Annotated in this window: 16 protein-coding genes; 9 read left to right on the top strand and 7 right to left on the bottom strand. The window is 62.2% G+C overall.

What is annotated here, in order from left to right; genetic code table 11:
• Positions 1 to 20: 20 nt before the first annotated feature.
• Positions 21 to 173: a hypothetical protein gene (locus NKI10_RS09890; RefSeq protein ID WP_023756448.1), complete on the bottom strand. Its 153-nt coding sequence runs from the start codon at positions 171 to 173 to the stop codon at positions 21 to 23.
• On the opposite strand from NKI10_RS09890, the gene NKI10_RS09895 reads away from it, so the two are divergent.
• From NKI10_RS09895 to murI, 3 genes are all read left to right on the top strand, one after another.
• Complete coding sequence (locus tag NKI10_RS09895) at positions 156 to 1,004, top strand: RNA methyltransferase (RefSeq protein WP_023690202.1); 849 nt, start codon at positions 156 to 158, stop codon at positions 1,002 to 1,004. The genes NKI10_RS09890 and NKI10_RS09895 overlap by 18 nt on opposite strands.
• An 81-nt stretch (positions 1,005 to 1,085) precedes the next feature.
• Positions 1,086 to 1,694, top strand: coding sequence for a DUF805 domain-containing protein (locus NKI10_RS09900; protein ID WP_023690201.1), 609 nt, complete (start codon positions 1,086 to 1,088; stop codon positions 1,692 to 1,694).
• 145 nt (positions 1,695 to 1,839) lie between these two features.
• A complete protein-coding gene (gene murI, locus NKI10_RS09905) occupies positions 1,840 to 2,628 on the top strand; it encodes a glutamate racemase (protein WP_023684874.1) in 789 nt (262 codons plus the stop codon).
• An 84-nt stretch (positions 2,629 to 2,712) separates the two neighbouring features.
• Here murI and NKI10_RS09910 read toward each other — a convergent pair whose 3' ends face one another.
• Positions 2,713 to 2,895, bottom strand: coding sequence for a hypothetical protein (locus NKI10_RS09910; RefSeq protein WP_352859707.1), 183 nt, complete (start codon positions 2,893 to 2,895; stop codon positions 2,713 to 2,715).
• On the bottom strand, positions 2,888 to 4,096 hold the full coding sequence (locus NKI10_RS09915) for a ribonuclease catalytic domain-containing protein (protein ID WP_352859708.1): 1,209 nt from the start codon (positions 4,094 to 4,096) through the stop codon (positions 2,888 to 2,890). Before NKI10_RS09915 ends, NKI10_RS09910 begins: the two co-directional genes overlap by 8 nt.
• 162 nt (positions 4,097 to 4,258) lie before the next feature.
• Here NKI10_RS09915 and NKI10_RS09920 point away from each other — a divergent pair, with 162 nt between their 5' ends.
• Positions 4,259 to 4,447, top strand: a complete 189-nt coding sequence (locus NKI10_RS09920) for a DUF3008 family protein (RefSeq protein WP_023684876.1) — start codon at positions 4,259 to 4,261, stop codon at positions 4,445 to 4,447.
• An 83-nt stretch (positions 4,448 to 4,530) separates the two neighbouring features.
• On the opposite strand, the gene NKI10_RS09925 is transcribed toward NKI10_RS09920, so the two are convergent.
• The gene (locus NKI10_RS09925; protein ID WP_023731159.1) at positions 4,531 to 4,710 is read right to left on the bottom strand and encodes a hypothetical protein; all 180 of its coding nucleotides are present in this window, start codon (positions 4,708 to 4,710) and stop codon (positions 4,531 to 4,533) included.
• Between the two features lie 406 nt (positions 4,711 to 5,116).
• On the opposite strand from NKI10_RS09925, the gene rpsD reads away from it, so the two are divergent.
• The 4 genes from rpsD to NKI10_RS09945 all read left to right on the top strand — a co-directional run bounded on the left by rpsD (position 5,117) and on the right by NKI10_RS09945 (position 8,039).
• On the top strand, positions 5,117 to 5,734 hold the full coding sequence (gene rpsD, locus NKI10_RS09930; protein WP_023669107.1) for a 30S ribosomal protein S4: 618 nt from the start codon (positions 5,117 to 5,119) through the stop codon (positions 5,732 to 5,734).
• 107 nt (positions 5,735 to 5,841) lie between these two features.
• Positions 5,842 to 6,729, top strand: a complete 888-nt coding sequence (gene ttcA / locus NKI10_RS09935) for a tRNA 2-thiocytidine(32) synthetase TtcA (RefSeq protein WP_023734529.1) — start codon at positions 5,842 to 5,844, stop codon at positions 6,727 to 6,729.
• Complete coding sequence (locus tag NKI10_RS09940; RefSeq protein ID WP_023684879.1) at positions 6,719 to 7,546, top strand: inositol monophosphatase family protein; 828 nt, start codon at positions 6,719 to 6,721, stop codon at positions 7,544 to 7,546. The genes ttcA and NKI10_RS09940 overlap by 11 nt, the downstream gene beginning before the upstream one ends.
• An 85-nt stretch (positions 7,547 to 7,631) precedes the next feature.
• Complete coding sequence (locus tag NKI10_RS09945; RefSeq protein WP_023706454.1) at positions 7,632 to 8,039, top strand: UCP034077 family protein; 408 nt, start codon at positions 7,632 to 7,634, stop codon at positions 8,037 to 8,039.
• 57 nt (positions 8,040 to 8,096) lie between these two features.
• On the opposite strand, the gene NKI10_RS09950 is transcribed toward NKI10_RS09945, so the two are convergent.
• Both NKI10_RS09950 and grxD read right to left on the bottom strand, forming a co-directional pair.
• Complete coding sequence (locus tag NKI10_RS09950) at positions 8,097 to 9,365, bottom strand: multidrug effflux MFS transporter (RefSeq protein WP_023684881.1); 1,269 nt, start codon at positions 9,363 to 9,365, stop codon at positions 8,097 to 8,099.
• A 118-nt stretch (positions 9,366 to 9,483) separates the two neighbouring features.
• Positions 9,484 to 9,819: a Grx4 family monothiol glutaredoxin gene (gene grxD, locus NKI10_RS09955; RefSeq protein WP_023669102.1), complete on the bottom strand. Its 336-nt coding sequence runs from the start codon at positions 9,817 to 9,819 to the stop codon at positions 9,484 to 9,486.
• Between the two features lie 160 nt (positions 9,820 to 9,979).
• On the opposite strand from grxD, the gene NKI10_RS09960 reads away from it, so the two are divergent.
• The gene (locus NKI10_RS09960) at positions 9,980 to 10,813 is read left to right on the top strand and encodes a phosphodiester glycosidase family protein (protein WP_352859711.1); all 834 of its coding nucleotides are present in this window, start codon (positions 9,980 to 9,982) and stop codon (positions 10,811 to 10,813) included.
• 12 nt (positions 10,814 to 10,825) lie between these two features.
• Here NKI10_RS09960 and NKI10_RS09965 read toward each other — a convergent pair whose 3' ends face one another.
• A complete protein-coding gene (locus NKI10_RS09965; RefSeq protein WP_010909092.1) occupies positions 10,826 to 11,059 on the bottom strand; it encodes a BolA/IbaG family iron-sulfur metabolism protein in 234 nt (77 codons plus the stop codon).
• Positions 11,060 to 11,141: the final 82 nt, after the last annotated feature.

Consider the following 11,141-nt stretch of genomic DNA (forward strand, 5'->3'; position numbering starts at 1 on the left):
TGCGGAGCGTATATCAAAGCCTATTTGGCCGCGCAAACGACCATCCGTGCAGAATGGGTCGTCTGTGCCGCGACCGGTGTTTGCAAAAGCTTCATTTTGCCGAGCGGATGTGGCAGGGAACGCTGAAATGCCGCAAACAGCAGTTCATTGAGATCATGTCCGCCGTCGATCATCCTGAAAACGCATCCGCCGCCGGGCCGGCGATCATCCTGGTCGAGCCGCAGCTCGGCGAGAATATCGGTATGGTTGCGCGCGCCATGGCTAATTTCGGCCTTGCCGAACTGAGACTGGTCAACCCGCGTGACGGCTGGCCGAGCGAGAAGGCGCGCGCCGCCGCCAGCCGCGCCGACCATGTCATCGATGCCGTAACAGTGTTCGGCGACCTGGCGTCCGCCGTCGCCGACCTCAACTTCGTCTTCGCCACCACGGCGCGGGAGCGCGACGGCTTCAAACCCGTGCGTGGTCCGGTCGAAGCGGGCAGGGCGCTGAGGGCGCGTCAGATGGCCGGCCTGCGCACCGGCATCTTGTTCGGCCGCGAGCGTTTTGGGCTCTACAATGACGAGGTCGGGCTGGCCGACGAGATCGTCACCTTCCCGGTGGATCCCGGCTTTTCGTCGCTCAACATCGCCCAGGCCGTGCTGTTGATGTCCTATGAATGGATGAAGTCGGGCCTGGAAGACGAGACGGCGACCAATTTCTCCAGCCCTGAAATGAAGCCGGCAAGCAAGGAAGAGTTGCACGGGCTGTTTGCCTATCTCGAAGGCGCGCTCGAAGCGCGCGGCTATTTCCGCCCGGCGCCCAAGAAACCCAAGATGGTCGACAATCTGCGCGCCGTCTTGACGCGCGCCGGTTTCGCCGAGCCGGAACTGAAAGTGCTGCGTGGCATCATCTCGTCGCTCGACCGGTTTTCGCCGGCCATGCCGCGCGGTGACGGCTCGCCGGGAGACGATCCAAGGCGTTTGCCGGCCGCTGCGCGAAAACGCCAGGCAGACAAAGAAGATTAGAAATCGCTAAGCTTCGAACGGCTGAAGTAACCGAATTTTATTTGCCTCTCGTCCATTGTTGTCAAAACGGTGGGGTGGCAAATGTTCACGTCCAAAATCGGCCGTATGCGCTTCTTCTTCTATTCGCTCGGCGTAGCCCTGCTCGAGGCCGTTCTTGCTGTGCTGTGCATCGTTGGCACGATCGGCTTTGAGGGGCTGGTCAACTCGGCGCCCGGTCCATCGCGGCAAGGCATGGCAGGCGCGGTTCTGGTCGTTTCCCTCCTGGCCGTGGTCATGCGTGCCAACATCGCCTGGCGACGCAGCCGCGACGCCAACGGCAAAGCCTGGATCCTGTGGTCCTACATCGTGTTCTGCGCCATCTACGCCTTTCTGCAGGCAGGCACGCTGCTGGTCATCGATTTCAAGAATCCGGAAAGCACGTCCAGCGGTTTGAACCTGCTGGCGCTGTCGATCTTTGGCCTTTGGTGCACGATCCTGGTGGCTAAGCCGGTGGCGGGCATCAATATCGACGAACTGACATCGGTTTTCGATTTCGATGGCGATACGCCCATGCCTGCGGGATCCGGTCGGATGGCCAGCAGCACGGCACAGTCTTCCATGCGCAACGCCACACCGGCCACGCGCTCGGTGCCGTCCGCCCAGCCTATGGGCCGCCCGAGGCCCGCCGGCTTCGGCAAGCGCGGGCTCTAGACCGAGGCAAGGTCGTCTTCGCCGGCTTTGCATAGAACTTGCTGACATTCGCCACTTCAAGACCATGATGGTTGCAGATAGAAGAACGGCATTGGCCAATGACCGCCAAGCCTTCTGATCCAGCCTCTTTCATGGTCCGATATCAATGAGCCACCGTCCGATCCTGATGTTCGATTCCGGCGTTGGCGGATTGACCGTGCTGCGCGAAGCGCGCGTGCTGATGCCCGACCGGCGCTTCGTCTACGTCGCCGATGACAAGGCCTTTCCCTACGGCGCGTGGGAAGAGCCGGCGCTGCAGGCCCATATAGTCGAGCTCTTCGCCAAGCTGCTCGACCGTTTTGATCCGGAAATTTCGGTCGTCGCCTGCAATACCGCTTCGACGCTGGTGATCGATGCCTTGCGGGAAAAATTCCCTGGCCATCCCTTTGTCGGCACGGTGCCGGCAATCAAGCCGGCTGCCGAGCGCACCCGGTCCGGGCTGGTCTCGGTGCTGGCGACGCCGGGCACGGTGAAGCGCCAGTACACGCGCGACCTGATCGGCAAATGGGCGCAGAAATGCCATGTCCGGCTGGTCGGCAGCAACAATCTCGCCGGACTGGCCGAGGCCTACATGCGCGAGGGCTTTGTCGACGAGGAGGCCGTGCGTGCCGAGATCGCACCGTGTTTTGTCCAGCATGACGATTTGCGCACGGACATCGTCGTGCTCGCCTGCACGCACTATCCGTTCCTGGCCAATCGCATGCGCAAGACCGCGCCCTGGCCGGTCGACTGGATCGACCCGGCCGAGGCGATTGCGCGGCGCGCTCTGTCGCTGCTTCCGGCTGTCGACGGGCCATTGCCGCAAAGCGAGCCCGACATCGCCGTCTTTACCTCGGGAAAGGCGGACTTCGCCATCAGCCGGCTGATGCAGGGTTTTGGATTGAGCGCACGCTAATGCATGTCGCCCAAAAGTGCGCAGCGGTTTTGGGACAAGGACATGCATAAAAACAAAAAAACTAAAGCGCGTCGCCGACGCGCTTTAGACAGGTTCGAAGACAATGACGCGCCGATCCGGATCGGCCGAAACAAGCCTTAGCGTCAGGCCATCGCCCTGCCTGAACCCTGAGGCCTTCACATTCGCAACGACAGGCATGTCCGAGAGCTGAACGCGCGCACGCTGATCACCGACGTCGGTGACGACGGCCTTGAATGTTTCACCCACACGCCCCCCTCAGCATCACCGCCTCGGCAAGGTCGATGGCCGCGTGGTTGATCTGCGAGGCGCGGGCGCCTGCGCGGCCCATCACCTTCGGCAGTCTGGAAAACGCCTCGTTAACGACTTGCGGCACCGGCTGGCCGTTGACGATGGCCAGCACGCAGCGCACGACATAGCGATCGGCCAGCCGCCTCAGGGGTGCGGTGGCGTGGGCATAGGTCGCGGCCATCGCCTCGTGCCAGGGGACAACGCCTTCCTCATAGGGCTGGTAGGACGCACCGGAGCCGGCGCGGCGGATTTCCAGCATCAGCGCTGCCTGTTGCATGTTGGCAGGATCGAGGGTTCGCTGATAGTCGGGCAGGCTGGTCGAAGGAGGCCAGGACAGGCCTAAGGCCCGTGCCGCGCTGCGCAGTCTTTGCACTTTGGAAGCATCGGGCGGCGCCATCACCCGGAACAAGCCGGTCCGGTGTGCCAGCATGGCGTCGGCAATCGCCATGTTGGCGGCCAGCGAAAGTGCTGCGTTGTCTTGCTCGGATTGCAGCAGCGGTCTGAACGCAAGCTGGAACGTGCCATCGGCAAGCTGTTCCACCTCCTGCTCGGGCGGGTCGACGCGCGAAGCGCCGCGACGGTCTTCGGCCGCCGCCATGCGCCGCGCGATTTCGGCGAAGCCGACTGGGACGTCGGCGGCCTGCACGCTGTCATAGGCGAGCTTGGCGCGGCTTTGAATGATTGCCCGCTCCGCGCCATCCAGCCTTACCGCTCCGTCGTCGACGATCCGGACCGTGAAGATGACAGCCGGACGCGGACCGCTGGGCAGCAAGCTCGCGGCGCCCTCGGCAAGCACCCGGGGATAGAGCCCGGCCTTGCCGTCCGGCAAATACAGGGTTTCGCCTCGCGCCCAGGCTTCGCGATCCACCGCGTCGCCGTCCGCGACGAACCAGGCTACGTCGGCAATCGCATAGTGCAACAGAAGGTCGCTACCGCTCGCTTCGATCGAAAACGCTTGGTCAAGATCGGTGGAAGCCGCGGGATCGAGCGTCACGAAGGGCATCGCCGTGCGGTCGGCATGCTGGTCGGGCACGCACCTGGCCGCCGTCTGTGCCATGGCCATTACATCAGGGGGAAATCCCTCCGGCACATGGAACTCGGTGCGGATTTTCGCGAGGCCGGTGGCGAGTGCCTGCGAGGGATCGTTCAACGATTTCATGGCGCCGTCCTACACCGGCGTTGCGGGCACGGGAAGGTGGTTTTGCCGGCAGTGCCGGCCGACCATGGGCAGGCATGAGCGCGGAACGGAAGTTGACCGCCAGCGCTGGAACCGTCGCCGGAGTGCAACGTTTCTTCCTGTGGCAGCAAAGGAGGAGCCGATATGCCTGCAACCTCAAAAGCACAGCAAAAGGCCGCTGGCGCAGCCCTGTCGGCCAAGCGCGGCGAGACCAGGAAGAGCGAGCTTCAAGGCGCGTCGAAGTCGATGTACAATTCGATGAGCGAAAAGCAGCTCGAGGAATTCGCAGAGACCAAGCGCAAAGGCCTGCCGGAGAAGAAATCGGCAGACTGAAACCTTGAACCGAGTCGATAAACAAAGCCCGTGGCCGAAACCACGGGCTTCTTCGATTCAGGCCAAGCCCGAAACTCCTGACGTCACCAGCAGCGCTTCACCTTGTAGCGGATGACCTTCTTGTGGCCATGCCGCCAGATGACCTTCTTCTTCACCACGACATGGCAGGTCTGACGATGCTTGTGGCCCTGCCAATGCTTGGCCATCGCTGGCTCGGGCACGGCGATCGACATCGTCCCGGCCAGGACGGCTGCACCGACCAACGAGAGGAAAACTTCTTCATGCGACTTCGGGCTCCTTTGGCTCCAGTCCCTTCCTAAATGCCGTCGGCGCAACAACCTCCCGCCGCATCCGGCACGGCACTCAACGCCAAAGACGTGATATGGTTGCCGGGCCCAGCGCCAGCGACGCGCTTGACTCTGCTCAAATCTCCGTTTAACGAGCCCACCAACACCGGGCCGCAATGCCCGGTTGTTTCTTTTGCATGGCAAGCCCGGGAAAGCAGGTTTATCGTTTCCTGGGTTTTGTCTAGACTGACGTGTCCCGTGGGTTTTCCGCCGCGTTGCGTGGGAAAACCCTGTCAGGCCTCGAAAACGGAGGCCAGAGGAGGGCGCGTTTCCTTCACCCGGACCATGAGGCTCCGGGTGGTTTGTTTTGAAAGGGAATGCGATGAGCAAGCGCGAATCCGCGAAGTACAAGATCGACCGCCGTCTCGGCGAAAACATCTGGGGCCGCCCGAAGTCCCCGGTCAACAAGCGTGAATACGGCCCCGGCCAGCACGGCCAGCGCCGCAAGGGCAAGCTTTCCGATTTCGGCCTGCAGCTGCGGGCCAAGCAGAAGCTGAAGGGTCACTATGGTGATGTCTCCGAAAAGCAGTTCCGCAAAGTCTATGAAGAGGCTGATCGCCGCAAGGGCGACACCTCCGAGAACCTGATCGGCCTGCTCGAGTCGCGTCTCGACGCGGTCGTCTACCGCTCCAAGTTCGTGCCGACCATTTTCGCGGCTCGCCAGTTCGTCAACCACGGCCACGTCAACGTCAACGGCAAGCGCGTCAACATCGGCTCGTACCGTTGCAAGCCGGGCGACGTCGTCGAAGTGCGCGAAAAGTCGAAGCAGCTGGTCATCGTGCTTGAAGCGGTCGGCCTCGCCGAGCGCGACGTGCCGGACTATATCGAAGTCGATCACAACAAGATGGTCGCGACCTTCTCGCGCATCCCCGGCCTGGCCGACGTTCCGTTCGCCGTGCAGATGGAGCCGAACCTGGTCGTCGAATTCTATTCGCGCTAAGCGATCGCTTTTCTGCGATACCGGAAAGGGCCGCCCGTCGAGGCGGCCTTTTCTTTGTCGGCCATGTCCGCTAATCCGGCACTCTCGGCTATGGGAAGCGACAAGCCATGAACATGCTGGCAGACATCGAAACAGTTGAACCGATTGCTGAAGGCGGCTTCCATCCGCTGTTTGCCGACGTGCCGTCATCGGTCGAGTTCAACAAACTGCGTAAGCGGCTGTTGCGGTTGACCCGCCAGGCGGTCGAGGATTTCGCCATGACGAGGCCCGGCGACCGTTGGCTTGTCGCTTTGTCCGGCGGCAAGGATTCCTACGGCCTGCTGGCCGTGCTGCTCGATCTCAAATGGCGCGGGCTACTGCCGGTCGAGCTGCTGGCCTGCAATCTCGACCAGGGCCAGCCGAATTTCCCGAAGCACATTTTGCCCGATTACCTCGATGCGCATCGCATTCCCCATCGCATCGAGTATCAGGACACCTATTCGGTGGTCACCGACAAGCTGCCTCAGGGCAGCACCTATTGCTCGCTGTGCTCGCGGCTGCGGCGCGGCCATCTCTATCGCATCGCGCGCGAGGAGGGCTGTTCGGCGCTGGTGCTCGGCCACCACCGCGAGGACATTCTCGAAACCTTCTTCATGAATCTATTCCATGGCGGCCGCCTTGCCGCCATGCCGCCAAAGCTGCTCAATGACGACGGTGACATCATGGTGCTGCGGCCGCTGAGCTACTGCGCCGAGGTCGATCTGGAGAAATTCGCCGCCGCGATGAAATTCCCGATCATTCCCTGCGATCTCTGCGGCAGCCAGGAAGGCCTGCAGCGCAACGCCATGAAGGCGATGCTGGACGATATGGAAAAGCGCATGCCGGGCCGCAAGGATACGATGCTGCGCGCGCTGTCCAACACCAGGCCGTCGCATCTGCTCGACAGAAAGCTGTTCGACTTTGCCGCCCTCAATGGCAGCCTCAGCACAGGACAAGACATTTCCGATGATATTTGACGACCAAGCGATCGACTGGCTGGCCGAGCTTCTCGCCGATGCAGCCAGGGCCGAAATCATGCCACGCTTTCGCCGGCTGGGCGAGGGCGACATCAGACAGAAGACCTCGGCTGCCGACCTGGTGACCGAGGCCGACATCAACGCCGAGCGGCTGATCACGGCCAGGCTGCGCGAGCGCTATCCCACGGCGATGATCGTCGGCGAGGAAGCCTGTTCCGACAATCCGGCGCTGCTTCAGGGGCTCGGCGATGCCGACCTCGCCTTCGTCGTCGACCCGGTCGACGGCACCTTCAACTTCGCCTCCGGCGTGCCGCTCTTCGGCGTCATGCTGAGCGTCGTCGTCAAGGGCGAAACCGTCGCCGGTATCATCCATGACCCCGTAGGCCGGGACTGGCTGATCGGCGCCAAGGGCGCCGGCAGCCATATCCGCCATGCGCATGGCGCGTTGGAGACGGTGCATGTCGCCGATGCCGTGCCGATCTCGCAGATGACCGGCTCCGTCTCCTGGCAATATCTGGCGGAACCGCAACGCTCGCTCCTGGCGCGCAACCAGACCAAGACCCTGTCGCAGTTCGGCTATCGCTGCGCGGCACATGAATACCGTCTTCTGGCCAGCGGCCATGCCCATTTCGTCGTCTACAACAAACTGATGCCGTGGGACCATCTGGTCGGTGTGCTGATCCACGCCGAGGCCGGCGGCTACACCGCGCGGATCGACGGTAGCGCCTATCTGCCCTCGCATATCGACGGCGGCATTCTTGTCGCCCCGGACAAGGAAAGCTGGCAGGAGTTGCGCAGGGAACTCTGGGCGCAATAGTCGGTCCAACTGCCGGTAGACGCTTTCGTCAAGTATATTGGCTCTGTTATAGTGGTCCAATCTCTCGCGAAGCCGGAGCCGCGAAATGAAACATCGGTCCGCAATTGTCGCAACGGCACTTGCACTTGCCCTGGTCGCCTGCGCCACTGAGGCACGATCGCAGGAGCGCGCGTGTCGTAGCCCCGATCCCATCGACACCATCGACGAAATGTTCGACGCGATCTTTGCCTGTTGGCAGCCGCCGCCTGGAAGTGCTGGCCTGACCCTGACGCTGAGTTTTTCAATTCGCAAAAACGGCACGCTGATGGGCAAGCCGCGCGCCACTTTCTCCCATATGGGAGATGATGCCTCGCTCAACCGGGTCTTTGTGTCATCCGTGCTCGAAGCGCTCGACAAGGCTCTGCCGATGCCGCTGTCGGACAGCATGGGTGGCGCCATCGCAGGGCGCCCGCTGTTCCCTCGTTTCACGGCAGTGATTGGCGGCGCATCCTGAAACGCGTCGCATAAAGGTGGATGCGGTTTTGAGACCAACAATCTCAAGGCGCGTCGCTCAATGCAGGTCGGTGACGTGCCCTGAAATGGGTGGGTTGTGCGGCTGGAACATCTTGCCGCGCTCGGCGATCAGGATCATCAGCAGGGCCGCGACCGAGACGCTGCAGAAGCCGGCGGCAAGCGGCGTCACCGTGCCGTTGAAGGCCTGGCCGATCAGCGTGCCGAGGATGCCGCCGAGAAAAGTCTGCATGAAGCCCAGGATGGACGACGCGGTGCCCGCCAGTTGGCCGAGCGGTTCCATCGCGAGCGCGTTGAAATTGGCGCCGAGCGCGCCGAACGGGAGCATCGCACTGGCGAAGAAGGTGATGAACAGCCAGAGTGGCATCTTCATTTGAAGCGAAACGGTGAGCCAGGCAAGGCTGATCACCAGGAACAACAGCAGTGCGCTCTGCGACAGGCGGCGCATGCCGATGCGGCCGACCAGGCGCGAGTTGAGGTAGTTCGAAAAAGCGAGAACGCCGGCGACACCCGCGAAGATGACAGGAAACAATTCGCCGACATGAAAAATGTCGACATAGATCTGCTGTGCGGAGGCGATGAAGCCGAACATGGCGGCGAAAATGAAGGTGCTGGCAAAGGCGTAGCAAAGCGCCATGCGGTTGGTGAGCACGATGCGGAAACCACCGACGACGGATGAGACTGTCAGCGGCCGGCGGTACTCCGGATGCAGCGTCTCCGGCAGCCGCAGCAGCGACCACGCCGACACGATCAGCGCTCCGACGGCCATGGTGACGAAGATCCAGTGCCATGTTGCGAACAGCATGATGAACTGGCCGATCCCAGGCGCGATCACCGGGATGGCCATGAACACCATGAAGATCAGAGACATCACCTCGGCCATGCGCCGACCGTCGAACGTGTCGCGCACGATCGAGACGGCGATGACGCGGGTCGCCGCCGCACCGATGCCTTGCACCAGCCGGCACAGCAGCAGGACGGCGAATGACGGGGCGATGGCGGCAGCTGCCGCCGCCACGACATAAATCGCCAGCCCGGCAACGAGTGGCGCGCGGCGCCCGAACCGGTCCGAGATCGGTCCGAAGAAAAGCTGTCCGCCACCGAAGCCCAATATATAGGCGGTGATCACATACTGGCGGTGGTTTTCATTCTCAACGCCAAGCGTGGCGCCGATTTGCTGCAGTGCCGGCAGCATGATGTCGATGGCCAGCGAGTTCAACGCCATCAGTGCCGCGCAAAGCGCGATGAATTCCCAGCGCGGAATAGGCAATTTGCGTGCCTGTTGCGGCGCTTTTGCTGGCTGGTCCACGGCGGGTCCGATCTTCAAAACGAATATGCGCCGGCATGCCGGCGCATAAGTTCGTCCTCACTCCGATAGGGGGAGGTAACATTTTGCCGGGGCGGGGCTGCCCCGTCTCAACTCAGAATCAGGCTGTCGCTTTGACGCTGACGCCCTTGTCGACGAGCAACGTCTGCAGCTCGCCCGCCTGGAACATTTCGCGGATGATGTCGCAGCCGCCGACGAATTCGCCCTTGACGTAAAGCTGCGGGATCGTCGGCCAGTTCGAATATTCCTTGATGCCTTGGCGCAGTTCGGCCGAGGTCAGCACGTCGACGCCCTTGTAGTCGGCGCCGATGTAATCGAGGATCTGGACGACCTGGCCGGAAAAGCCGCACTGCGGAAAACCGGGCGTGCCCTTCATGAAAAGGACGACGTCGTTGCCCTTCACTTCGCTGTCGATGTAGTCGTTGATGCCGCTCATGAGATATCCTTTCACGCCTGTGGGAGTCAGGCTCGAAGCATAGCCATCAAATAAACCCATAGATGGGCCGAAACAAGATGTTTGCGCCGCCGTCGCGGAAATGGCGCAAAGGATCGCCTGTCTTGGGCCAAGCATCCCTGCCGATTGAAGCCTCCGGGACATGATGAAAAGACGATATGGCGCCGCCCTTCTGATCGCCATCCTGCTGGCCGCGATTGCCGTTGTCTGGTGGCCGAGACGCCCGGAGCCGCCGCCGCTGGTCATTGGCGGTGACCTGCCCGCGCCTTGCCGGAATGTCGCCTTCGAGGCGGTGACCTATGTCGTCTGCACGGTCGACCTGCGGACCTACAACCTCGCTGTCTTTCACGTCGGTGCCGACGGCAAGCCCTTCGGCTCGCTGGAGGCCTTCGGCAAGGCGGTTGCGGGCGAGGGGAGGCCGGTGCCGCTCGCCATGAATGGCGGCATGTATCACGAGGATTTGTCGCCGGTCGGCCTGCTGGTCGAGAACGGCAGCGAGAAGTCGCCGCTCAACCTTGCCGACGGCGAAGGCAATTTCTTCCTGAAACCGAACGGCGTCTTTCTGGTGGGCAATGACGGCAAGGCGGCTGTCATGGAAAGCAACGCCTATGCGGTTACTAAACGCGATGTTGCCTTCGCCACGCAGTCCGGCCCGATGCTGGTGATCGATGGCAAGATTCACCCACGCTTCGAGCCGAACGGAACCTCGCGCTACATCCGCAACGGCGTCGGCGTGCGCGATGAAAACACCGTTTTGCTGGCGATCTCGCGGTCTGAGGTCAGTTTCGGCAGCTTTGCGCGGCTGTTTCGCGACGCGCTACAATGCCGCAACGCGCTGTTCCTCGACGGCGCGGTCTCCGCGCTGTCGGATGGGAAAAGAATGATCGTCGGCGGAAAATACCCGGCGGGCCCGATCATCTCAGTGTCGGCGAAGCCGATCACGTCAGTGTCGGCGAAGCAGCCGCAGAAACAGTAGGCCAGCCTGGCTTCAGTCCGGCACGCTGGTCTGCAGGGCCAGCGCGTGCAGCACGCCGCCCATATTGCCCTTCAGCGCATCATAGACCATCTGGTGCTGCTGGACGCGGCTCTTTCCGCGGAAGCTTTCGGCCACCACTTCGGCTGCATAGTGATCGCCGTCACCGGCGAGGTCGCGGATCGTCACCTTGGCGTCCGGAATGCCGTCCTTGATCAGTTTTTCGATGTCGTGGGCATCCATTGCCATGGCAAAATCCTGTTCTGGGCGGCTAGGCACGAGTGACTCGGACGGCAGCCTAAAGCCTTTCTGGTCCGGGTTGAAGCCGTTC

This window comes from Mesorhizobium sp. M0802 (assembly GCF_040320115.1).
Taxonomy (GTDB): Bacteria; Pseudomonadota; Alphaproteobacteria; order Rhizobiales; family Rhizobiaceae; genus Mesorhizobium.

Coding starts and splice junctions, on each gene's coding strand:
- NKI10_RS09900 (WP_023690201.1), top strand. CDS start 1,086: ATGTTCACGTCCAAAATCGGCCGTATGCGCTTCTTCTTCTATTCGCTC.
- NKI10_RS09895 (WP_023690202.1), top strand. CDS start 156: ATGTCCGCCGTCGATCATCCTGAAAACGCATCCGCCGCCGGGCCGGCG.
- rpsD (WP_023669107.1), top strand. CDS start 5,117: ATGAGCAAGCGCGAATCCGCGAAGTACAAGATCGACCGCCGTCTCGGC.
- NKI10_RS09965 (WP_010909092.1), bottom strand. CDS start 11,059: ATGGCAATGGATGCCCACGACATCGAAAAACTGATCAAGGACGGCATT.
- NKI10_RS09890 (WP_023756448.1), bottom strand. CDS start 173: ATGATCGACGGCGGACATGATCTCAATGAACTGCTGTTTGCGGCATTT.
- NKI10_RS09960 (WP_352859711.1), top strand. CDS start 9,980: ATGATGAAAAGACGATATGGCGCCGCCCTTCTGATCGCCATCCTGCTG.
- NKI10_RS09920 (WP_023684876.1), top strand. CDS start 4,259: ATGCCTGCAACCTCAAAAGCACAGCAAAAGGCCGCTGGCGCAGCCCTG.
- grxD (WP_023669102.1), bottom strand. CDS start 9,819: ATGAGCGGCATCAACGACTACATCGACAGCGAAGTGAAGGGCAACGAC.
- murI (WP_023684874.1), top strand. CDS start 1,840: ATGAGCCACCGTCCGATCCTGATGTTCGATTCCGGCGTTGGCGGATTG.
- NKI10_RS09915 (WP_352859708.1), bottom strand. CDS start 4,096: ATGAAATCGTTGAACGATCCCTCGCAGGCACTCGCCACCGGCCTCGCG.
- ttcA (WP_023734529.1), top strand. CDS start 5,842: ATGAACATGCTGGCAGACATCGAAACAGTTGAACCGATTGCTGAAGGC.
- NKI10_RS09945 (WP_023706454.1), top strand. CDS start 7,632: ATGAAACATCGGTCCGCAATTGTCGCAACGGCACTTGCACTTGCCCTG.
- NKI10_RS09940 (WP_023684879.1), top strand. CDS start 6,719: ATGATATTTGACGACCAAGCGATCGACTGGCTGGCCGAGCTTCTCGCC.